At 71.2% G+C, this 20440-nt stretch carries 21 protein-coding genes; 9 read left to right on the top strand and 12 right to left on the bottom strand.

Going from position 1 to position 20440, the window contains the following annotated elements; translation table 11 throughout:
- Window positions 1–50: 50 nt before the first annotated feature.
- The 6 genes from ACIPPM_RS07705 to ACIPPM_RS07680 form a co-directional block, all read right to left on the bottom strand.
- Window positions 51–1040, bottom strand: a complete 990-nt coding sequence (locus tag ACIPPM_RS07705; RefSeq protein ID WP_393603617.1) for a zinc-dependent alcohol dehydrogenase family protein — start codon at window positions 1038–1040, stop codon at window positions 51–53.
- Window positions 1037–1903 carry a carbohydrate ABC transporter permease gene (locus ACIPPM_RS07700; protein WP_393595949.1) on the bottom strand — a complete coding sequence of 289 codons (867 nt, stop codon included), beginning with the start codon at window positions 1901–1903 and terminating at the stop codon, window positions 1037–1039. Before ACIPPM_RS07700 ends, ACIPPM_RS07705 begins: the two co-directional genes overlap by 4 nt.
- A complete protein-coding gene (locus tag ACIPPM_RS07695) occupies window positions 1900–2847 on the bottom strand; it encodes a carbohydrate ABC transporter permease (RefSeq protein ID WP_401444389.1) in 948 nt (315 codons plus the stop codon). The genes ACIPPM_RS07700 and ACIPPM_RS07695 overlap by 4 nt, the downstream gene beginning before the upstream one ends.
- A 13-nt stretch (window positions 2848–2860) precedes the next feature.
- On the bottom strand, window positions 2861–4234 hold the full coding sequence (locus ACIPPM_RS07690) for an ABC transporter substrate-binding protein (protein ID WP_401444387.1): 1374 nt from the start codon (window positions 4232–4234) through the stop codon (window positions 2861–2863).
- 212 nt (window positions 4235–4446) lie between these two features.
- On the bottom strand, window positions 4447–5217 hold the full coding sequence (locus ACIPPM_RS07685; protein ID WP_393595946.1) for a DeoR/GlpR family DNA-binding transcription regulator: 771 nt from the start codon (window positions 5215–5217) through the stop codon (window positions 4447–4449).
- 296 nt (window positions 5218–5513) lie between these two features.
- Window positions 5514–6323 carry an NAD-dependent epimerase/dehydratase family protein gene (locus tag ACIPPM_RS07680; protein ID WP_401444385.1) on the bottom strand — a complete coding sequence of 270 codons (810 nt, stop codon included), beginning with the start codon at window positions 6321–6323 and terminating at the stop codon, window positions 5514–5516.
- A 238-nt stretch (window positions 6324–6561) separates the two neighbouring features.
- Here ACIPPM_RS07680 and ACIPPM_RS07675 point away from each other — a divergent pair, with 238 nt between their 5' ends.
- The 3 genes from ACIPPM_RS07675 to ACIPPM_RS07665 all read left to right on the top strand — a co-directional run bounded on the left by ACIPPM_RS07675 (window position 6562) and on the right by ACIPPM_RS07665 (window position 9397).
- Complete coding sequence (locus ACIPPM_RS07675; RefSeq protein ID WP_401444383.1) at window positions 6562–7722, top strand: hypothetical protein; 1161 nt, start codon at window positions 6562–6564, stop codon at window positions 7720–7722.
- 89 nt (window positions 7723–7811) lie between these two features.
- On the top strand, window positions 7812–8399 hold the full coding sequence (locus ACIPPM_RS07670) for a TIGR03086 family metal-binding protein (RefSeq protein ID WP_401444380.1): 588 nt from the start codon (window positions 7812–7814) through the stop codon (window positions 8397–8399).
- A 200-nt stretch (window positions 8400–8599) separates the two neighbouring features.
- A complete protein-coding gene (locus ACIPPM_RS07665; protein ID WP_401444378.1) occupies window positions 8600–9397 on the top strand; it encodes an HAD family acid phosphatase in 798 nt (265 codons plus the stop codon).
- 24 nt (window positions 9398–9421) lie between these two features.
- Here the strand turns inward: ACIPPM_RS07665 and ACIPPM_RS07660 are convergent, their stop codons facing one another.
- Both ACIPPM_RS07660 and ACIPPM_RS07655 read right to left on the bottom strand, forming a co-directional pair.
- Window positions 9422–10879, bottom strand: coding sequence for a peptidoglycan D,D-transpeptidase FtsI family protein (locus ACIPPM_RS07660; protein ID WP_401444375.1), 1458 nt, complete (start codon window positions 10877–10879; stop codon window positions 9422–9424).
- Window positions 10880–10993: 114 nt separating this feature from the next.
- The gene (locus tag ACIPPM_RS07655; protein ID WP_030815425.1) at window positions 10994–11767 is read right to left on the bottom strand and encodes an IclR family transcriptional regulator; all 774 of its coding nucleotides are present in this window, start codon (window positions 11765–11767) and stop codon (window positions 10994–10996) included.
- Window positions 11768–11943: 176 nt separating this feature from the next.
- On the opposite strand from ACIPPM_RS07655, the gene ACIPPM_RS07650 reads away from it, so the two are divergent.
- The 6 genes from ACIPPM_RS07650 to ACIPPM_RS07625 all read left to right on the top strand — a co-directional run bounded on the left by ACIPPM_RS07650 (window position 11944) and on the right by ACIPPM_RS07625 (window position 16989).
- Window positions 11944–13470, top strand: a complete 1527-nt coding sequence (locus tag ACIPPM_RS07650; protein ID WP_401444372.1) for an aldehyde dehydrogenase (NADP(+)) — start codon at window positions 11944–11946, stop codon at window positions 13468–13470.
- Window positions 13471–13496: 26 nt separating this feature from the next.
- Entirely contained in the window at window positions 13497–14105 is a 609-nt protein-coding gene (locus ACIPPM_RS07645; protein ID WP_401444370.1) for a DUF1349 domain-containing protein, read from the top strand.
- Between the two features lie 56 nt (window positions 14106–14161).
- Complete coding sequence (locus ACIPPM_RS07640; RefSeq protein ID WP_401444368.1) at window positions 14162–14500, top strand: hypothetical protein; 339 nt, start codon at window positions 14162–14164, stop codon at window positions 14498–14500.
- A 52-nt stretch (window positions 14501–14552) separates the two neighbouring features.
- A complete protein-coding gene (locus ACIPPM_RS07635) occupies window positions 14553–15056 on the top strand; it encodes a GNAT family N-acetyltransferase (protein ID WP_401444366.1) in 504 nt (167 codons plus the stop codon).
- 75 nt (window positions 15057–15131) lie between these two features.
- Complete coding sequence (locus tag ACIPPM_RS07630; protein ID WP_401444364.1) at window positions 15132–15851, top strand: DsbA family oxidoreductase; 720 nt, start codon at window positions 15132–15134, stop codon at window positions 15849–15851.
- A 76-nt stretch (window positions 15852–15927) separates the two neighbouring features.
- The gene (locus tag ACIPPM_RS07625; protein WP_401444362.1) at window positions 15928–16989 is read left to right on the top strand and encodes an aminotransferase class V-fold PLP-dependent enzyme; all 1062 of its coding nucleotides are present in this window, start codon (window positions 15928–15930) and stop codon (window positions 16987–16989) included.
- 103 nt (window positions 16990–17092) lie between these two features.
- On the opposite strand, the gene thpD is transcribed toward ACIPPM_RS07625, so the two are convergent.
- The 4 genes from thpD to ectA are packed head-to-tail and all read right to left on the bottom strand — an operon-like array spanning window position 17093 to window position 20244.
- Window positions 17093–17992 carry an ectoine hydroxylase gene (gene thpD / locus ACIPPM_RS07620; protein ID WP_401444360.1) on the bottom strand — a complete coding sequence of 300 codons (900 nt, stop codon included), beginning with the start codon at window positions 17990–17992 and terminating at the stop codon, window positions 17093–17095.
- A gap of 7 nt (window positions 17993–17999) precedes the next feature.
- Entirely contained in the window at window positions 18000–18404 is a 405-nt protein-coding gene (locus ACIPPM_RS07615) for an ectoine synthase (protein WP_388991875.1), read from the bottom strand.
- Between the two features lie 26 nt (window positions 18405–18430).
- Window positions 18431–19702 (bottom strand): diaminobutyrate--2-oxoglutarate transaminase, encoded by a 1272-nt coding sequence (ectB, locus tag ACIPPM_RS07610; RefSeq protein ID WP_401444357.1) that lies wholly within the window; start codon window positions 19700–19702, stop codon window positions 18431–18433.
- Window positions 19703–19725: 23 nt separating this feature from the next.
- Entirely contained in the window at window positions 19726–20244 is a 519-nt protein-coding gene (gene ectA / locus ACIPPM_RS07605; protein ID WP_401444355.1) for a diaminobutyrate acetyltransferase, read from the bottom strand.
- Window positions 20245–20440: the final 196 nt, after the last annotated feature.

The following is a 20440-nucleotide window of genomic DNA, read 5'->3' as shown; positions in this document are numbered from 1 at the left end:
TACCCGGCGCCGAGACCCCCGTTCGGGTCAGGGCGCCGGGCAGGCACGGTTCAGGGGGTGACGACGATCTTGCGGCCGACGCCCGCCGCGAACTGCTCCAGCGCCTGCGGGTAGTTCTCCAGCGCGATCCGGTCGCTGATGAACACGTCCGGGTTCAGCACCCCGCCCGCGAACAGCTCCGCCGCCCGCTCGAAGCTGTGCAGCACCGCCATGGAGCCGGTGATGGTGATCTCCTGGTTGTAGATGCGGTACGGGTCGATCGTCACCCGCGTCGCGTAGTCGGCCACGCCGAACTGGAGGTAGGTGCCCGCCTTGGCGACCCGGCCCAGGCCGTCCTGGATCGCCGCCGCGTTGCCGGTCGCGTCGATGACGACCTCCCAGCCCTGCGGCCGGTCCAGCTCGTCCGCGTTCGCCGCCGAGCCGGAGACGCCGAGCAGCTTGGCCGTCTCCAGCCGGGCCGGGTTGATGTCGACCATGTCCACGCTCGCCGCGCCCGTGCGCTTGGCCAGCTCCAGCATCATCAGACCCATGGTGCCGGAGCCGTAGATCAGGACATGGGCGCCGAGGCGGGAGTTGAGGATGTCGTAGCCGCGCACCGCGCAGGACAGCGGCTCGATGAGGGCCGCGTCCTGGGGGCGGACGTGCTCGGGCAGCTTCACGCAGTTGGCCACGGGCGCGACCGCGTACTGGGCGGCACCACCGGCCGTGGTGACGCCGATCGCGGCCCAGCGCTCGCACATGTTGTTGTGGCCGTCGCGGCAGAAGCGGCACTCGTAGCAGTACAGGGACGGGTCCACCGCGACCTGGTCGCCGACCGCGACCTCGGTGACCAGGCTGCCGATCCCGACGACCTGGCCCGCGAACTCGTGGCCCGGCACGATCGGCAGCTTGGGCGCGAACTCGCCCTGCAGGATGTGCAGATCGGTCCCGCAGATCCCGCAGGCCGCGACCTCCACGACCACGTCGCGCGGACCCGGCGTCGGGTCGGGGACCTCGGTGACGACGGCGCGGCCCACGGACTCGATGACGGCGGCCTTCATTTCACGGCTCCCAACGACAGACCCTGGACCAGCTTGTCCTGGGCGGCGAACCCCGCGGCGAGTACCGGCAGGGAGATGACGAGCGACGCGGCGCACACCTTGGCCAGGAACAGGCCCTGGCTGGTGATGAAGCTGGTCAGGAAGACCGGGGCGGTCTGCGCGACCACACCGGTCAGCACCCGGGCGAACATCAGCTCGTTCCAGCTGAAGATGAAGCAGATCAGGGCGGTCGCCGCGATGCCCGGAAGGGCGATCGGCGCCACCACGCGGCCCAGCACCGTGGGCAGCCTGGCCCCGTCGATCTGCGCCGCCTCGATGATCGCCACCGGTACCTCGGACAGGAAGGACTGCATCATCCACACCGCGATCGGCAGGTTCATGGACGTGTAGAGCACGATCAGCGCCCAGATGTTGTCCAGCAGCCCGGTGTCCTTGGCGAACAGGTAGATCGGCAGCAGGCCCGCCACGGCAGGCAGCATCTTGGTGGACAGGAAGAAGAACAGGACGTCGGTCCACTTCTTCACCGGCCGGATGGACAGCGCGTACGCGGCGGGCAGCGCCAGCACCAGCGTCAGCACGGTGGACACCACGGACGCCATCGTCGAGTTGATCAGCGCGGGCCAGGGGCTCGCCCCGCCCGCCACGCCGAAGAAGTCGCGGTAGCTGTCCAGGGTGAGCGAGGCGGCGACGGAGGGCGGGTTGGTCGCGGCGTCCGCCTCGGAGTGGAAGGACGTGAGCGTCATCCACAGCAGAGGCAGCACGAACAGCAGCCCGGCCAGCCAGGCGACCGCGGACAGGGCGGCGCCCTTGGCGCCGGGGCCGGAGCGGGTCCGGCGCGCGGGAGCGGTGACGGAGGTCGTCATGCGCGGGTGGCCTCCTCACGGAACAGGGACGACACGACGCGCAGAGCGAAGGTCGCGATGACGATCGAGCCGATGACGACGAGGACACCGGCGGCGGACGCCAGTCCGTTCTCGTGCGCCTGGTAGAAGGTCTGGTAGACGGTGTACGGCAGGTTCGCGGTGCCCAGGCCGCCGGAGGTGATGGTGAACACCGCGTCGAAGTTCTGCACGATGTAGATCGAACCCAGCAGCACGCCCAGTTCGAGGTAGCGGCGCAGATGCGGAAGGGTGATGTGGACGAACACCTGCCAGCCGTTCGCCCCGTCCATCCCCGCCGCCTCGATCAGCTGGGAGTCGCGGCTCTGCAGCCCGGCCAGCAGGATCAGCATCATGAACGGCGTCCACTGCCACACCAGGGAGGCGGCGACCGCCGCCAGCGGCATCTCGGAGATCCAGTCCGGCTGCGGCGCGTCACTGCCGCCGAGCCAGTGCAGGACCCCGTTGAAGAGGCCGTACTCCGGGTTGAACAGCACATGCTTCCAGAGCAGGGCGGACGCCACCGGCACCAGCAGGAAGGGCGCGATGAGCATGGTGCGCACGGCGCCCCGGCCACGGAACCGGCGGTTCAGCAGCAGCGCCAGGACCAGCCCGAGCACCAGGCTGACCAGCACCACGGAGACGGTCAGCAGGACGGTCGTCCACACCGACTGGCGCAGCTCGGACGTGCTGAGGACGTCGGCGTAGTTGGACAGCCCGGTGAAGTGGCGGTCGTCCGGGTAGAGCGCGTTCCAGTTGAAGAACGAGATCACCAGGGTCGCCACGAACGGCAGCTGCGTGACGGCGATCATGAAGATCAGGGCGGGCAGCAGCGGGGCGCGGGTGGCCCAGCCGCGCATACGGTTCGAGCGCCCGCCCGCCCGCCGCGCGGGGGCGGCGGCGACGGGGGCCGATGTGGTTGCGGTCATGTCCTCGTACTTCTTACTTCTGGTACTTCTTGCCGACGGCCTCGGCGTACGACTGCGACTTCTTCAGCGCGCTGTCCACGGACTGACGGCCCGCGATGGCGGTGCTGATCTCCTGGGCGACCTTGGTGCCCAGGTCGGTGAACTCGGGGATGCCCACGAACTGGATGCCGGGCGCGGGCCGGGGCTGCACGCCCGGGTTCTTCGGCTCGGCGCTCGCGATGGCGTCCCGGGTGACGTCCGCGAAGGCGCCCGCCTCCTTGGTGTACTCCGGGATCTCGTAGGTGGACGCGCGCTTGCCCGCGGGCACGTTCGACCAGCCCGCGTTCTTGCCGACGAGGTTCTCGTAGCCCTTGCCGGACGCCCACGAGATGAACTTCCAGGCGTCGTCGGGCTGCTTGGACGCCTTCTGGATGCCCCACGCCCAGGTGTAGAGCCAGCCGGAGCTCCTGGTCTTGTCGACCGGGGCCGACACGTAGCCGATCTTGCCCTTGACCGGGGAACCGGCGGCCTCCAGCGAGCCCGCGCCCGCGGTGGCGTCGTACCACATCGCCGTCTTGCCCTGGGTCATGTTGTTCAGGCACTCGGCGTAGCCGGACTGGGCGGCGCCCGACTCACCGTGCTTGCGCACCAGGTCCACGTAGAACTGGGTGGCCTTCTTGAACTCGGGGGAGTCGAGGCGCGCGTTCCAGTCCTTGTCGAACCAGGTGCCGCCGAAGGTGTTGACCACTGTGCTCAGCGGGGCGATGACCTCGCCCCAGCCGGGCAGGCCGCGCAGGCAGACGCCCTTCATGCCGGGCTCGGCGCCGTCCGCCTTCGCGGCGATGTCGGCCACCTGCTGCCAGGTGGGGTGGGCCGGCATCGTCAGCTTCTTCTTCGCCAGGACGTCCTTGCGGTACATCAGGAAGGAGGACTCGCCGTAGAAGGGCTCGCCGTAGAGCTTGCCGTCGGCGCCGGTCAGCGCCTGCGTCATCGGGGCGAGGATGTCCTTCTGGTCGAAGGCGGTGTCGCTCTTGACGTAGCTGTCCACGGGGTGGAGCCAGCCGTTCTTGGCGTAGATCGGGATCTCGTAGTTGCTGAGGGTGGCGACGTCATACTGGCCCGCCTGGTTGGCGAAGTCCTGGCTGATCTTGTCTCTGACATCGTTTTCCGGCAGGACGGTGAAGTTGACCTTGATGCCGGTCTTCTTGGTGAAGTTGGCGGCGGTGAGCTTCTGCAGCTCCACCATCTGCGGGTTGTTCACCATCAGGACGTTGATGGAGTGGCTCGCCGATCCACCGCCGCCCGCGCCGCCCGCTCCCGCGCAGCCGGTCAGGAGGGGGCTGATGACCGCTCCCGCGGCACAGGCGGCGAGGAGGACGCGTGACGTACGTCGGCTCTGGGTTGGCATGAAGGGTGCTCCTGATGGCTGGTCGGTCCCGGAAGGCCGAAGGTCGGTGGTGCGGACGGCTCTGGTGAGGCGGGTGGTGCGGTGATGCGCGTGGTTCAGGTGGTGCGTGGGGTGTGCGGGGTCGACCGTGTGGCTCGCCGCGGGCGCGGCGGACGGCCGGGTGGTGTGGGTGCTGTGCGGGGGCGGGTGCGGCGGTACGGGGTGGGCCGGGGTCAGACGCGGATGACCTGTGGGCCCAGGAGCGAGTAGCGGTGGGCCTCGGCGGCCGGGAGCTGGGTGCTCGTGACGATCGCGTCCAGCGCGCCGATCTCGGCGAACCGGCAGAAGCTGACCGCGCCGAACTTGGTGTGGACGCCCGCGAACACCGTGCGCCGGGCGGCCCGGATGGCCTGCGCCTTGACCTCGCTGACGGCGGGGTCGGGCGTGGTCAGCCCGTATTCGCGGGAGATGCCGTTGGCGCCGAGGTAGGCGAGGTCCACCACGAAGCCGGCCAGCATCTTGGTCGTCCAGTGGTCGACGGTGGCGAGCGTGCCCGACCGGACCCGGCCGCCCAGCAGCAGGACCGACACGTTCTCGGCCTCCGCCAGAGCGCCCGCGACGGGCAGCGAGGCGGTCACCACGGTCAGCGCCCGGCCGGTCGGCAGGGCCTCGGCGATGAGCTGGGGGGTGAAGCCCTCGTCGACGAAGACCGTCTCCGCGTCCCCGAGCAGCTCGGCCGCGGCGGCCGCGATCCTTCGCTTCTCGGGTACGTGGCTGGTGGCGCGGAAGGCGAGCGTGGTCTCGAAGGCGGCGCTCTCCACCGGGTAGGCGCCGCCATGGGTGCGGCGGACCAGCCCGTGGTCCTCCAGCGCGCGCAGATCGCGCCGGATGGTCTCCTTGGCCACGCCCAGCTCGACGGCGAGCGCGGTGACGTCGACGGAACCGGTGGCCCGCGCCGCGCGCACGATCTCGCGTTGGCGTTCCTCGGCCGTCCTGGTGGTCATGTCGTCACCCGCTCTCGTCATTGAGATGCCCGCTGGGATGCCCGTTCGGGCCCTGGGGGAAGTTCTACAGCGGACACGCGGCGCTGACCAGGTCTGTTCGATGCCCGATCCTGCCCGTGTGTGCCCGATCACATCCAGGTAAACCCGCCCCGGACCTGCGCGGCAGCGGGGTGCGCGGTGGGAGCGGGCATCGCGCGTGCCCGAACAGACCCGCGGGCGGGCCCGTTTGGTGCCCGCCCGCGGTCGTGAGCGATCGTTTTCGGCCTGCCGGGTCGCCGGGGACCCTGGCGGCCCGGTCAGTACGGCCAGATCGGCGGGTCGGTGAGGAAGTGCCCGCCGAGGCGGTCGTGGGCCGGGTTCGCGGGGTCGAGTTCGCCCTGCTCGGCGATGAGCTTCTCCGCGTACGGCTCCGAGTCGTCCTCGGGGGTGTAGCCGAGGGCCCGCGCGGAGGTGAGGTCCCACCACAGGCGGGTGTTGGCGGAGGAGCCGTACGCGACGGTGTGGCCGACGCCCTCGGCGGTCAGGGCCGCGTGGAAGAGGCGGGCCGCGTCGGCGGGGCTCAGCCAGATCGAGAGCATGCGCACGCTGGTCGGCTCCGGGAAGCAGGAGCCGATGCGGACGGAGACGGTCTCGATGCCGTGCCGGTCCCAGTAGAGCTGGGCCAGATCCTCGCCGAAGCACTTGGACAGGCCGTAGAAGGTGTCCGGGCGGTGCGGGACGTCCACCGGGATACGGGGACCGTCCGGGGCCGGTACGGGGGTGTGGCCGACCGCGTGGTTGGAGGAGGCGAAGACCACGCGGGGGACGCCTTCGAGACGGGCGGCCTCGTAGAGGTGGTGGATGCCCTCGATGTTGGACTTCAGGATCTTCTCGAACGGGGCTTCCAGGGAGATGCCCGCGAGGTGCAGCACCGCGTCCGTGCCGCGTACCGCCTCACGCAGCGCGTCCAGGTCGGCGAGGTCGGCCGTGATGGCGTCCGGGGCGTCGGGGATCGGGCGGACGTCGAGGAGGCGGAGGTCGTAGCCGTGGGCCGGGAGCAGGGAGCGCATCAGGGTGCCGAGGCCGCCTGCGGCGCCGGTGAGCAGGATGGTGCGGGGAGCGGGCATCTTCGGTCTCCTTGCCGGTCCGGCCGGTGCTCGGCCGTGAGCGCCTTGTTCACATCCTTGGCGAAGCTAGAGAGGGGGCGGGGGTGGGTCAAGTGACTTGGCGGATGCGGTCAATTGGCTGGTGGACACGGAATGTGCGCGGTCTTGACCGACCCCGGCCGGGATCGTAGCGTTCACGGATGCGGACGCCGGTCAGCCTGCTGCCTGGCGGTGCGGTCGGGCCGCCGGAGGAGGAAACGTGCGGGCGTCGGCGTTCGTCTACCCCTGGGACGTCGACGGCGACCCCGGTGCCCCCGGTCGGATCGCCTCCCTCGGGGTGGACCAGGTGACCCTGGCCGCCGCCTACCACTCCACCCGCGCGCTCACCCCGCGTCATCCGCGCCACCGGATCGTCACCGCCGAGTACGCGGCCGTGCTGTATCCGCCGGACGAGCGGTGGGCCCGCCACGACCTCAGGCCCCACCCGGCCGGTGACTGGGCCCCCGGCGACGCCTTCGGCGAGGCCGCGTCGGCACTCGCCGCCGCCGGTCTCGAGGTGCACAGCTGGGTCGTCCTCGCGCACAACTCCCGCCTGGGCGCGGAACATCCGCACACCTCCGTCGTCAACGCCTACGGCGACCGCTACCCCTGGGCCCCCTGCGTCGCCCAGCCCGCCACCCGCGCCTACCTGGTTGCCCTGGCCGCCGAGGCGGCCGTACGCCCCGGCGCGAGCGGCACCGAACTGGAGTCCCTCGGCTGGTACGGCCTCCAGCACCTCCACGCCCACGACAAGACGGGCGGGGTGGGCCTGGGGGAGGCCGGGCAGTACCTGATGTCCCTCTGTTTCTGCCCGGCCTGCCGGGTGGGGTACGGCGAACAGGGTCTGGACGCGGCGGAGTTGGCCGCGTCTGTACGGGCCGCACTGGAACCGGTGTGGCGGGGTGCGGGCGACGGTGGCTGGAGGGACGTGGAACGCGGACTCGGTGTGGAGACGGCGGCGGCGACGCTGGCGTGGCGGGAGACGGCGGCCCGTACGCTCCAGGAGGAGGCGATCGAGGCGGTTCGCGCTGCCGCGCCCGACGGCTTCCGGGTACTGCTGCACGCGGACCCGGTGTCGTACCACTGCGGCGCCAACGCGGGGGTGGACCCGGCCCACATACTCTCGGCGGCGGACGGTGTGGTCGTCCCCTGTGTGGACGGCACACACCGCCTGGCACCGTTCGCCCGGCACGCCCACGTGGACACGGTCCTGGCGGCCAACCTGACAGTGGTCTCGGGCATGGGCGGCCACCCCGAGCGCCTCGCGGCGGACGCGGCCCGTGCGCGGGACGAGGGGGCGAACGAGCTACGGCTCTACCACGCCGGTCTCGCCTCGGACGCGGACCTGGCGGCGGTACGGGAGGGGCTCGCGGACGTGTGAGGCGGGTCGGGGGCCGGACACCGATGAGTTCCGGGCGGCCGGGCGGTCACCCCTTCGTACCCCCGGTGCGCACCCGCGAGGAGACCGACATGACCGACCCGACCCCGGATCTCGGACCGCAGGCCCGGATCGTGGCCCGGCTTGCCGAGGCCGTGACCGACGAGCAGCTGTCGGCGCCCACACCGTGTCCGGACAGCTCGGTACGGAATCTGCTGGGACATCTGCTGCACCTGTCCCTCGCCTTCCGGGACGCCGCCCGGAAGAACCTCGGCGCGACGACGGACACCGATCCCAACGCCACCGTCCCCGACATCGGCCCCGGCTGGCGCGCCGACCTGCCCAAGGCGCTCGACGAACTCGCCGACGCCTGGCGCGACCCCGCGGCCTGGACGGGGCAGACCCGCGCGGGGGGCGTGGACCTCCCCGGCGAGATCGCGGGCGCCGTCGCCGCCGACGAACTGGTCATCCACGGCTGGGACCTGGCCCGCGCCCTCGACCTCCCCTACACCCCCGACCTCCCCGCCCTCGCCTCGGCCTACGGCTTCCTCCAGGCCGCCGCCGAAGACCCGAACCGAGGCGACGGCCTGTTCGGCCCGGTCGTCCCGGTCCCACCGGAGGCCCCGCTGCTGGACCGAGCGGTGGGCCTGAGCGGCCGCGACCCGGAGTGGCGGGCGTAGGGACCGCTGCTCACCGGTCAGCCGACGTTCGCCCCTCCCGAAGGGGCCCGCCTGGCGTCCGGCACGGCGTCCGCCGGTAGGTCCCGGGCCCCTCGGACCACCTCCCGTGCGACCCCCACCCACGCCCCGCAGGGCCTGGCTTGATCTCGATCCTGCAACGTCCGTCGCGCGCGTGCGATGACGCGCGTAGAACACCTGTCATGCATAAATCACTGCGGATCGCGGCCGCCACCGCCGCCTGTGCGCTCGCCGGTGGTGCCCTGTACGGCGCCGGTGCGGCCACCGCCGGGCAGTCGACGGCGAACTCCACCCACGAGCCCTACAACATCGGGCTCCTGGTCAAGGACATCGACACCTACTACGGCACCACCGCCGACAGCGCGGGCAAGTACCAGGCGTCGCCGACCAGTCCGTACGCCAAGGACCTGGCGCGGATCGACGCCGACGCCAAGCGGTACATCGACAAGGCGGCCCGCAAGGCCCACCACCGGGGCGAGAAGCCGGCCGTCGTCTTCGACATCGACGACACCCTGCTGCTCAGCCTGGACTACGAGAAGCGCTACAACTACACGTACGACTCCGCCACCTGGAACGACTACGTGAACCGCGCCGACCGCCCCGAGGTGTTCGGCAGCCCGGAGCTGGTGCGGTACGCCACCGCCAAGGGCGTCACGGTGTTCTACAACTCCGGCCTGAGCGAGGCCCAGCGCGCCGGTGCCGTGGAGAACCTGAAGAAGGTCGGCGCCGACGTCAACCTGGACGCCGGGCACATGTTCCTCAAGGACAAGGCCAACCCGCCCGCCTACCTGTCGGGTTGCGCCACGCCGGGCGCCTGGACCTGCACCACGGTCCAGTACAAGGGCGGCACCCGCAAGCACATCGAGCAGGACCTCGGGTACGAGATCATCGCCAACTTCGGCGACCAGTACTCCGACCTGGACGGCGGCTACGCCGACCGCACGTACAAGCTGCCCAACCCGACGTACTTCGTCTCCTGACGGACTCCGTCGATCCGGCGGCGCTCAGCTCCGCTTGAGCGCCGCCGCCATCATCGCCCGGGCCACCGGAGCCGCGAGGCCGTTGCCGCTGACCTCGGAGCGGGCCGCGCTGGACTGCTCGACCATCACCGCGACCGCGACCTCCTGGCCGGTGCTGTCCGACTTGCCGTACGCGGTGAACCAGGCGTACGGCGTCTCGCTGTTGTTCGGGCCGTGCTGGGCGGTGCCGGTCTTGCCGCCGACCGTGACCCCGTCGATGAGCGCGTTGCGGCCGGTGCCGTCCTTGACCACCGTCTGCATCGCGGACTGGAGCTGCTCGGCGGTACGGGTGCTGACGATCCGCTTCCGGTCGGCGTTGCCGAAGTCCTCCAACATGTCACCGTCGCCGGTGGTGAGCTGCGAGACCATATGCGGCGCCACCAGCTCCCCGCCGTTCGCTATGGCGGAGGACACCATGGCCATCTGGAGCGGGGTGGCGGTGACGTCGTACTGGCCGATGCCCGACAGCGCGGTCAGCGCCTTGTCCATACCGGTCGGGTACACGCTCTGGTAGGCCCGCACCGGGATGTCCAGCTCGTCGTCGTCGAAGCCGAACTTCTCGGCCATGGCCCGCACCTTGTCCTGGCCGAGGTCGACGGCCAGCTTGCCGAAGACGTTGTTGCACGAGTACTGCAGGGCCACCCGGATCGAGGCGTTCGCGCAGGGCGCCGCGGTGTTCTCGTTCGGCAGCTCGCGGGTGGTGCCCGGCGGGGTGTAGGGGGCCGGGCTGTCGGTGCGCTGGTCCACGTCCGTGTACAGCCCGTCCTCCAGCGCGGTCGCCGCGACGACCAGCTTGAACGTCGAGCCGGGCGGCAGCGGTTGGCGCATCGCGCGGTTGACGAGCGGCTTCTCCTTGTCCTTGGTGAGCCGCTCCCAGGCCGTCCCCGCCGTGTTCGCGGAGGTCAGCGCCGAGGGGTCGTAGGACGGCGTCGAGACCATGGCGAGGATCTTGCCGGTCTTCGGGTCGATCGCGACGGCGCCGCCCGTGTTGCCGCCCAGCGCCCGGGCGCCGGCCTTCTGCACGGCCGGGTCGATCGTGGTGATCACGTTGCCCGGGTCGGCCCGCCGCCCGGTGACGGTGTCCATCACGGTGCGCAGCCGGGTGTCGGTGCCGTTGAGCAGGTCGGCGTAGACGCCTTCGAGCTGGGTGGGGGCGTACGCCTGCGAGGCGTAGCCGGTGACCGCCGCGTACAGCGAGCCGTCGGTGTACGTGCGCCGGTACGCGAGGTCGCCCTTGCTGACCCGGCCCGACCCGGTGACCGCCTTGCCGCCCACGACGATGTCGCCGAGTGGGCGGGAGTAGGTGCCGATGGCGTTCCGGCGGTTCTCCGGGGCGTCCGCGAGGGCCTTGCCGTCGTAGAACTGCACCCAGGTCGACCGGAGCAGCAGGGCGAGCACGAGCAGCAGGGAGAAGACGGCGGCGCGCCTGATGGTCTTGTTCATGGCGCAGAGGAAGACGACCGGGACGACCGGTTCCGTTCCCAACCGGACGCGGTTCTCATCGCATGTTCAGATTTTCGGTGCCGACCGTGTCGATGTCCTGTGCGCGCCGCCCCCTCACAGCCGCCGCGTCGCCAGCGTCAGCCGGTCCCGCGCGTCCAGCAGCGCGTCCTTGATCATCTGCTCGTGCGCCGGGGTCAGCCGGGCCACCGGCACCGAGCAGCTCACGGCGTCGCGGGCCGGGGTGCGGTACGGCACGGCGACGCCGAAGCAGCGCAGGCCGAGGGTGTTCTCCTCGCGGTCCACGGCATAGCCCTGCTCACGGACGCGGTGCAGCTCGGCGATCAGCTCCTCCCGGTCGGTCACCGTGTGCTCGGTGAGCGCGGGCAGCTTCTCCGGCAGCAGCGCCCGTACCTGGTCGTCGGTGTGCGTGGCGAGCAGCGCCTTGCCCAGCGAGGTCGAGTGCGCGGGCAGCCGACGGCCGACGCGGGTGAAGGGGCGCAGATAGTGCTGGGACTGGCGGGTGGCGAGGTAGACCACGTTGGTGCCGTCCAGTCGGGCCAGGTGGATGGTCTCCGTGGTGTCGTCCGCGAGCCGGTCCAGCGCGGGCCGGGCCGCCGCGACCACCTCGTCGCCGTCGATGTAGGAGGTGCCGACCAGCAGCGCCCGCACCCCGATGCCGTACCGGGTGCCGGTCGCGTCCGTCTCCACCCAGCCCAGCTCCACCAGGGTGCGCAGCAGCATGTACAGGCTGGACTTGGGATAGCCCACGGCCTCCTGCACGTCCGCCAGGGAGTGCATGCCGGGGCGCCCCGCGAAGTACTCCAGCAACTCCACCGTCCGCACCGCGGACTTGACCTGCGCCCCGCCGCCCGTCTCGGCTGCCGTCATCGCTCGTGGACCCTTCGCTCGGCCGGTGCCCGGAGGCCGCGGACCCTGGTTAAGGAAGCCCCCCGGCCTATAGTCTCCGAGCAGCTCATTCACCATCAGAGACAGCGTTCAGCATATCGAACGAGCCGATGGCCGGATCGATCCCGGCGGTGCGGCCTTGTCCGGAGGGAACCGCGGTGACAGCAGCACCAGTCTGGAGTGTCGACCCGCGTACGGGGAAGCACCGGGAGCAGGTCGCGGTGGAAGCCACGGCCGACGAGGTGGACGCCACCGTCCGGGAGGCGCACGCCGCGCGCGGCACCCTCGCGGACCGCACCGTCCGCGCCGCCTTCCTCCGCGAGGCGGCCACCGGTCTGGAGGCGGTCAGCGCGCTGCTGATCGAGGTCGCCGACGCCGAGAGCGCCCTCGGCCCGGTCCGCCTCACCGGCGAACTCGCCCGCACCGCCCACCAGTTGCGGGCCTTCGCCGACCTGGTCGACGAGGGCGCCTTCCTGGACGTCGTCATCGACCACCCCGACCCCGCCGCGACCCCGCCCGTGCCGGACCTGCGCCGCTGGAAGATCCCGCTCGGTGTGGTGGCCGTCTACGCCGCCTCCAACTTCCCCTTCGCCTTCTCCGTCGCGGGCGGCGACACCGCGAGCGCCCTCGCCGCGGGCTGCCCGGTCGTGGTCAAGGCCCACCCCGACCACCCGGCGCTGTCCGAGCTGGTCGCCAAGGTGCTGCGCCGGGCCGCCACCGCGCACGGACTGCCCGCGGGCGTCGTCGGCCTGGTGCACGGCTTCACCGCGGGCGTCGACCTGATCAAGAACCCGCTGGTCGCCGCCGCCGGTTTCACCGGGTCGGTGCGCGGCGGGCGGGCCCTGTTCGACGCGGCCGCCGCGCGGCCGGTGCCGATCCCGTTCCACGGCGAACTCGGCTCGCTCAACCCGGTCGTGGTCACCGAGGACGCGGCGGCCGAGCGTGCCCAGGACATCGGCGCCGGACTCGCCGCCTCCATGACCCTCGGCGTCGGCCAGTTCTGTGTGAAGCCCGGCCTGGTGCTGGTGCCGTCCGGGGCGCACGGCGACGGCCTGGTCAAGGCGCTCGTGGACGCCGTCAGCGACACCGAGCCCGGTGTGCTGCTCGACCACCGGATGCGGGACGCCTTCCTCGCGGGCGTCGGCGAGCGTACGGCCCTGCCCGAGGTGGACTCGCCGGTCACGCCGGGCGCGGCCGGGGCGCACACGGTGAGCGCGGGCTTCCTCACCGTCCCCGCGGCCCGGCTCACCGAGGACGCGTACGCACCGCTGCTGGAGGAGTGCTTCGGCCCGGTCACCGTCCTCGCCCGCTACACCGGCGCGGACGAGCTGACCGCCGTACTGGAGCGGCTGCCGGGGAGCCTCACCGCGACCGTGCAGCTCTCCCCGGCCGAGGCTGCGGGGGAGGGGGGCGCCGCCGCGCTGCTGGCCCGGCTGACCCCGCTGGCGGGCCGGGTCCTGGTCGACGGCTGGCCGACCGGGGTTGCGGTGGCCCCGGCCCAGCACCACGGCGGCCCGTATCCCGCCACCACCTCCACCTCCACCTCGGTCGGCGGCACCGCCGTCGAACGCTGGCTGCGCCCGGTCGCCTACCAGAACACCCCCGAGGCGCTGCTCCCGCCCGAGCTGCGCGACGACAACCCGCTGCGGCTGCCCCGGCGTTACGACGGAGTGCTCGAACGCTGACGCGAACAGGCTGCGAGAATCGCCCGATGGACATAGAGCTTCCCGAACTGCCCTTCCCCTTGCGGACATACGGCCCGGACGGGCACTGGTCCTACGAGAAGGGGGTGCTCACCGGCTGGGCCGGGCCCCGGCAGGACCGGTTCGTCACGCCGACCGGGGAGGCGCTGGACCCGGCCGCCGACGCACCCCGGCTGCTCGGCTCGCCCGAGGGCGACTTCCAGCTGATCGCCCGCGTCACGGTCGGCTTCAACGCGGCCTTCGACGCCGGGGTGCTCTACGTCCACGTCGGCGACCGGCACTGGGCCAAGCTCTGCCTGGAGAACTCCCCGGACGTGCCCACCATCTGCACGGTGGTCACCCGGGGCCACTCCGACGACGCCAACTCCGCTACCGTGTCCGGCAGTTCCGTCTGGCTCCGGGTTAGCCGCACCGGCCGCGCCCTGGCCTTCCACGCCTCCCGCGACGGCGAACACTGGACCTTCGTCCGCCTCTTCACCCTCGGCGACGAGAAGGAGACCGGCGCGGCCCTGGTCGGCTTCATGACCCAGTCACCGCTGGGCGAGGGCTGCGTCGTGACCTACGACCACCTGGAGTTCCGCCCCACCTGGCCCGCAGACCTGCGCGACGGAAGCTGATCGGTCCGTACGACGTCCTGGAGAACCACAACATGGCGACCGAGCGGCGGAGGCGCATGAAGAACACGCGGCTGTGGAAATCCTTCGTCCCGGTGGCGGTCAACGTCCTGCTCGGCATCCCGGCGATCGTGCCGATCTTCCTGGTCTGGTACGTCCTGTCCAACGGCCCCCTGGCCGATCTCGGCTGGACCAGCCGGAATCCGAACGAGGACGACGGGATGCTGCTCTGGCTGGTCATCGTCGTCCCCGTCGTGGCCTGCTACGGGGGACTCTGGGCGCTGGTCAACATCTGGCTGCGACGCAAGGTGCTCGATACCCCGGCTCCGTACCCGTACTGGTCGGTGTGCGTGACGGCGACGCTCGCCCCGTTCTTCGTGGGTATCGGAATCGGCTGAACCCGCACCCGGCTCCGGAACCGCAGCCGTGGCACCGGGCGTCCTCACCCCCATGATCCGTGACGAGGCAGCGGGCGCCCTGGTGATTCGTCCCGCCGAGGCCGGGGAGGCCGAGGTCGTCGCCGCGCTGCACGCGCGGGCCCGGGCGACCTACTACCCGGACGGGCTGCCGCCGGCCGACTTCGACTGGACGGACGCCTGGCGGGGCTCCATCGAGCGGCCGGACGGGGAGGTGCTGTGCGGGGTGCGGGGCGGGGAGATCGTCGCCGTCGCCTCCTTCCGCACCCCGGAGAGCGAGCCGGTGGACACGGTGAAGCTGTACCAGTTCCATGTGGCGCCGGACCGCTGGCGGGCGGGTCTCGGCAGTGCCCTGCACGCCGCCTGCGTCGCGCGGTGGCTGGCGGGGGGCAAGCGGGCCGCCGTGCTCGACGTGCACGTGGACAACCGGCGCGCCCAGGCGTTCTACGCCCGCCAGGGCTGGGTCCCCGACCCGGCGAAGCCGCCCGCCGAGGACGACCACCACCTGTTCCTGCGCTGGACCCCGCCGGGGGAATGAACCCAGCTGTTTGAATGTTCACGTACCGGACGGAGAGAGTCCCCGTCCGGTACGAGCGAGAAGAGAGCCCTGAAGATGCGCGTCGAGATCTGGAGCGACATCGCCTGCCCCTGGTGCTATGTCGGAAAAGCCCGTTTCGAGAAGGCGCTCGCCGCGTTCCCGCACCGGGACGAGGTCGAGGTCGTGCACCGCTCCTTCGAGCTGGACCCCGGCCGCGCCAAGGGCGACGTCCAGCCGGTGCTCGACATGCTCACCCGGAAGTACGGCATGAGCGCGGCGCAGGCCGAGGCCGGGGAGGACAACCTCGGCGCCCAGGCCGCCGCCGAGGGGCTCGACTACCGCACCCGCGGCCGCGACCACGGCAGCACCTTCGACCTGCACCGCCTGCTGCACTTCGCCAAGGAGCAGGGCAGGCAGGAAGCGCTGTTGGACCGCCTCTACCGGGCCAACTTCGCCGACGAGCAGTCGGTGTTCACCGGCGGCGACGACCACCTGGTGGAGCTGGCGACCGAGGCCGGCCTGGACGCCGACGCCACCCGTGCGATCCTCGCCGACCCCACCGCGTACGCCGACGAGGTCCGCGCCGACGAGCGCGAGGCCGCGGGGCTGGGCGCCAACGGCGTCCCCTTCTTCGTCCTCGACCGCGCCTACGGCGTCTCCGGCGCCCAGCCCGCCGAGGTCTTCACCCAGGCCCTCGCCCAGGCGTGGGACGCCCGCTCCCCGCTGAAGACCGTCGCCCAGGACGACGCCGGGACCTGCGGCCCGGACGGCTGCGCGGTGCCCCAGCAGGGCTGACGCATAAGGGTTGCTTGGAGACACCCTGTAGAGACGCGTGATGGACGACTGCTTACGGGCGCCGCACAGTGGACCCATGGAGACCACGGAGACGTTCGAGAGCCTCGTCCGCGCCGAGTTCGCCCCGGTCGGCACCTTCCTCAACACCGCGAGCAACGGGCTGCTGCCCACCCGCGCCGTCACCGCCCTGCACGACGCGGCCCTGCTCCGCGTGCAGGGCAAGCCGCTGACCACGCTCTACGACGACGCGGAGGCGTGCCGGGCCGCCTTCGCCCGGCTCGCCCGGGTCCCCGTCGAGCGGGTCGCGCTGGGCGCCTCGGTCGCCGCGCACGGCGGGGTGATCGCCGCCTCGCTGCCGCCGGGCGCCGAAGTCCTCACCGCTGAGGGCGACTTCTCCTCCGTGCCGAACCCGTTCCACGTCCGGGGCGACCTCAAGGTGCGCGCGGTGCCCGTGGAGCGCCTCGCCGAATCGGTCCGTCCCGGCACCGCGCTCGTCGCCGTCAGCGCGGCCCAGTCCGCCGACGGCAAGGTGGCCGACCTGCCCGCGCTGCGCGAGGCCGCCCGCGCCCACGGCACCCGCACCTACGTCGACTTCTCCCAGACGGCGGGCTGGCTGCCGATGGACGCGGGGGAGTGGGACTTCACCGCGGCGGTTTCCTACAAGTGGCTGCTCGGCCCGCATGGCGTCGCCTTCCTCGTCCTGCCCGAGGACTTCGGCGGCCTCACCCCGCTGCTGGCGGGCTGGGTCGCGGGCGAACGGCCCTGGGACAGCTGCTACGGCCCCGTCACCGAACTCGCCCACTCCGCACGGCGGTTCGACCTCAGCCCCGCCCTGTTCTGCTACCCCGGACTGCGCCGCTCCCTGGAGCTGATCGAGGAGCTGGGCGTGCCCGCGATCCACGCCCACGACATCGCCCTGGCCGACCGCTACCGGGCCGGGCTCGCCGCACTGGGCCACGAGGCGCTGCCCGCGCCGGGCTCCGCGATCGTCTCGGTGCCGGGCCTCGGCGCCCGGCAGCCGGAGCTGGGCCGGGCCGGCATCGAGGTGTCCGACCGGGCGGGCAACCTGCGCGCGGCCTTCCACCTCTTCAACACCGAGGCGGACGTCGACCGCCTGCTGGACGCGCTGGACGGCTGAGCCGGTACGTACACGGACATGGCCCGTACACAGACATGACCGGGCCGATGCCTCCCGTCCCACACGAAGAGGCACCGGCCCGGTGATCGGGGGGTGAGGCGCGCTACCGCACCGGAGTGAAGTCCCGCGCCCCGATGAACTCCGGCCTGCGCACCGGCGCCGCGAACGGCTCCACCGCCGTGTTCTCCACACTGTTGAACACGATGAAGACGTTGCTGCGCGGGAACGGCGTGATGTTGTCGCCGGAGCCGTGCATGCAGTTGCAGTCGAACCAGGTGGCCGAGCCCGCCGCGCCGGTGAACAGGCGGATGCCGTGCTCACTTGCCAGGTCGGTCAGCGCCTCGTCGGACGGGGTGCCCGCGTCCTGCATCTGGAGCGACTTCTTGTAGTTGTCCTTCGGGGTGGCGCCCGCACAGCCCAGGTACGTCTTGTGCGACCCCGGCATGATCATGAGGCCGCCGTTGGTGTCGTGGTTCTCGGTCAGCGCGATCGAGACGGACACCGTGCGCATGTTGGGCAGGCCGTCCTCGGCGTGCCAGGTCTCGAAGTCCGAGTGCCAGTAGAAGCCGCTGGCGCCGAAACCGGGCTTGACGTTGATCCGCGACTGGTGGATGTAGACCTCCGAGCCGAGGATCTGCCGCGCCCGGCCGACCACCCGCTCGTCGTGCACCAGGTTGGCGAACAGCTCGCTGAGCCGGTGCACCTCGAAGACCGAGCGGATCTCCCCGGACTGCGGCTCCACGATCGAGCGCTCGTCGGCGCGCACCGCCGGGTCGCCGATCAGCCGGTCCAGCTCCCGCCGGTAGACCTGTACCTCGGCGGGGGTGATGATCTGGTCGACGGTGAGGAAGCCGTCCCGCTCGAACCCCTCCAGCTCGGCCGCCTGGATCGGGCCGGGCGTGTCCGGGGCGCCCCAGACGACCGGGTCCTGGCGTGGCACGCGGACCTCGGTCGCGCCCCGGCTCGGGTACAGGTCGGTGGGCGTGGTGGTGAGCGTGGTCATGGTTCTCTCACACCTCCTCGGGCTCGGTGAGCAGCGGGTAGACGCCGTTCTCGTCGTGGTCCTCCCGGCCGGTCACGGGCGGGTTGAACACACAGAGGCAGCGGAAGTCCTCCTTCACCCGCAGCGTGTGCCGCTCGTGCCCGTTCAGCAGGTACATGGTGCCGGGCGTGATGGTGTACACCTGCCCGTCCTCGTGGTCGGTCAGCTCGGCCTCGCCCTCGGTGCAGACGACGGCCTCGATGTGGTTGGCGTACCACATGGACGTCTCCGTCCCGGCGTACAGGACCGTCTCGTGCAGGGAGAAGCCGACCCGCTCCTTGGCGAGCACGATGCGCTTGCTCTCCCAGGTACCCGATTTGGCCTTCACATGCCGGTCGGTGCCCTCGATGTCCTTGAACGAACGGACGATCACGGTGTCTCCTCCTCTTTGCTGAGTGGTCAGGCGGTCTCGCGGACGGCGCGGGCGAGGATGCTCAGCCCCTCGTCCAGCTCCTCCGGGGTGATGGTCAGCGCGGGCAGCAGCTTGACGACCTCGCCCTGCGGGCCGGACGTCTCGATGAGCAGCCCCAGCTCGAAGGCGCGCTTGGCGACCTCGGAGGCGCGGTCGGGGCGGTGGAACTCCAGCCCCCACACCAGCCCGCGGCCGCGGTACTCCTTGACGTCGGCGAGGTTCTCCTCGGTGATGGAGATCAGCTCCCGCTCGACCTGCTCACCGCGGGTGCGGGTCTGCTTCTCCATCGCGGCGCCGTCGGCCCAGTACGTCTCCAGCGCGGCGGTGGCGGTGACGAACGCCGGGTTGTTGCCGCGGAAGGTGCCGTTGTGCTCGCCCGGCTCCCAGATGTCCAGCTCCGGCTTGAACAGGCACAGCGACATCGGCAGCCCGTAGCCGGAGATCGACTTGGACACCGTCACGATGTCCGGGGTGATGCCGGACTCCTCGAACGAGAAGAACGCCCCGGTACGGCCGCAGCCCATCTGGATGTCGTCGACGATCAGCAGCATGTCCTGCCGCTCGCACAGCTCCTTCAGCGCGCGTAGCCACTCGGGCCGGGCCACGTTGATGCCGCCCTCGCCCTGCACGGTCTCCACGATCACCGCGGCGGGCTTGTTCAGACCCGAGCCCTGGTCCTCCAGCAGCCGCTCGAACCACAGGAAGTCCGGCACGGTGCCGTCGAAGTAGTTGTCGAACGGCATCGGGGTGCCGTGCACCAGCGGGACGCCGGCCCCGGCCCGCTTGAAGGCGTTGCCGGTGACGGCCAGCGAGCCCAGCGACATGCCGTGGAAGGCGTTGGTGAAGGACACGATCGCCTCGCGGCCCTTCACCTTCCGGGCCAGCTTCAGCGCGGACTCCACCGCGTTGGTGCCCGTCGGGCCCGGGAACATGACCTTGTACGGCAGGTCACGCGGGCGGAGCACCAGGTCCTGGAAGGTCTGGAGGAAGGTCCGCTTGGCCGTGGTCGACATGTCCAGGCCGTGGGTCACCCCGTCGCGGGACAGATAGTCGATCAACGCCCGTTTCAGTACCGGGTTGTTGTGGCCGTAGTTGAGTGAGCCGGCCCCGGCGAAGAAGTCGAGGTAGGCATGGCCGTCCTCGTCGTACATCCTGCTGCCCCGCGCCTGGTCGAACACGACGGGCCAGCCGCGGCAGTAGCTGCGGACCTCGGACTCCACGGTCTCGAAGACGCTCAGGTCGGGCTGGGTGATGGTCACGGTGATTCGCTCCTCGGGGGACGTCAGTGCGCCGGGACGTGGGTCAGCGGGCCTATGCGGTACAGCACTTCGGGGTCGTGCGGGCCGTCCGGGAACAGCTCCTCGCCGAACAGCACCTCGCGGGTCAGGTCGGCGCCGTGGCGCTCGGCGAACGAGGTGAACAGCCGCTCGGAGGCGGTGTTGCCGGGGGTGATGGTCGTCTCCACATCCGTCACGCCCTGCTCGGCGGCCAGCCGTGCGACGAGCCCGTCCAGCAGCGCGGCGGCGATGCCCCGGCCGCGCTGGGAGCCGTCCACGGCCACCTGCCAGACGAGCAGGGTGTGCGGGCGGTCCGGGCGGACGTAGCCGGTGACGAACCCGACGGGCTCGCCCTCGGGTCCCCGGGCCACCGCCGAGGTGCCGGCGAAGTCCCGGCACCACAGCAGATAGCTGTACGAGGAGTTCAGGTCGAGCGTTTTCGAGTCCTTGGCGAGACGCCAGAGTGCGGCGCCATCGGTCACCGCGGGTCTGTCGATGAGCAGGTCGGCGGATGCGGAAGTCATGCGGCCCGAATTTAGCGAGGTGAATAGCAAAATGCACGGTGGCGATCTTGGTTTAACCTAGGTCGCTGACTTGAATGTCCGGTTTGACCTATGAAAAAACGGCACAAAAGGCTTCGCTTGTGGAGTGTGTCACAAGACGGAAACCCACTGGAAACCAAGGTTGTTTAGCTCTGCAAAAACAGGGCAGGAGATTATG

This window comes from Streptomyces sp. NPDC090119, assembly GCF_044747085.1.
In the GTDB taxonomy this organism is placed as follows: Bacteria; Actinomycetota; Actinomycetes; order Streptomycetales; family Streptomycetaceae; genus Streptomyces.
Note: the sequence above shows the minus strand (reverse complement) of the source record. Positions and strands in the feature narration are given on the sequence as shown.

Bases quoted from the DNA above. Each gene is read 5' to 3' on its own strand.
- ACIPPM_RS07705 (WP_393603617.1), bottom strand. From the start codon at position 1,040: ATGAAGGCCGCCGTCATCGAGTCCGTGGGCCGCGCCGTCGTCACCGAG.
- ACIPPM_RS07700 (WP_393595949.1), bottom strand. From the start codon at position 1,903: ATGACGACCTCCGTCACCGCTCCCGCGCGCCGGACCCGCTCCGGCCCC.
- ACIPPM_RS07695 (WP_401444389.1), bottom strand. From the start codon at position 2,847: ATGACCGCAACCACATCGGCCCCCGTCGCCGCCGCCCCCGCGCGGCGG.
- ACIPPM_RS07690 (WP_401444387.1), bottom strand. From the start codon at position 4,234: ATGCCAACCCAGAGCCGACGTACGTCACGCGTCCTCCTCGCCGCCTGT.
- ACIPPM_RS07685 (WP_393595946.1), bottom strand. From the start codon at position 5,217: ATGACCACCAGGACGGCCGAGGAACGCCAACGCGAGATCGTGCGCGCG.
- ACIPPM_RS07680 (WP_401444385.1), bottom strand. From the start codon at position 6,323: ATGCCCGCTCCCCGCACCATCCTGCTCACCGGCGCCGCAGGCGGCCTC.
- ACIPPM_RS07670 (WP_401444380.1), top strand. From the start codon at position 7,812: ATGACCGACCCGACCCCGGATCTCGGACCGCAGGCCCGGATCGTGGCC.
- ACIPPM_RS07665 (WP_401444378.1), top strand. From the start codon at position 8,600: ATGCATAAATCACTGCGGATCGCGGCCGCCACCGCCGCCTGTGCGCTC.
- ACIPPM_RS07660 (WP_401444375.1), bottom strand. From the start codon at position 10,879: ATGAACAAGACCATCAGGCGCGCCGCCGTCTTCTCCCTGCTGCTCGTG.
- ACIPPM_RS07655 (WP_030815425.1), bottom strand. From the start codon at position 11,767: ATGACGGCAGCCGAGACGGGCGGCGGGGCGCAGGTCAAGTCCGCGGTG.
- ACIPPM_RS07645 (WP_401444370.1), top strand. From the start codon at position 13,497: ATGGACATAGAGCTTCCCGAACTGCCCTTCCCCTTGCGGACATACGGC.
- ACIPPM_RS07640 (WP_401444368.1), top strand. From the start codon at position 14,162: ATGAAGAACACGCGGCTGTGGAAATCCTTCGTCCCGGTGGCGGTCAAC.
- ACIPPM_RS07635 (WP_401444366.1), top strand. From the start codon at position 14,553: ATGATCCGTGACGAGGCAGCGGGCGCCCTGGTGATTCGTCCCGCCGAG.
- ACIPPM_RS07630 (WP_401444364.1), top strand. From the start codon at position 15,132: ATGCGCGTCGAGATCTGGAGCGACATCGCCTGCCCCTGGTGCTATGTC.
- ACIPPM_RS07625 (WP_401444362.1), top strand. From the start codon at position 15,928: ATGGAGACCACGGAGACGTTCGAGAGCCTCGTCCGCGCCGAGTTCGCC.
- thpD (WP_401444360.1), bottom strand. From the start codon at position 17,992: ATGACCACGCTCACCACCACGCCCACCGACCTGTACCCGAGCCGGGGC.
- ectA (WP_401444355.1), bottom strand. From the start codon at position 20,244: ATGACTTCCGCATCCGCCGACCTGCTCATCGACAGACCCGCGGTGACC.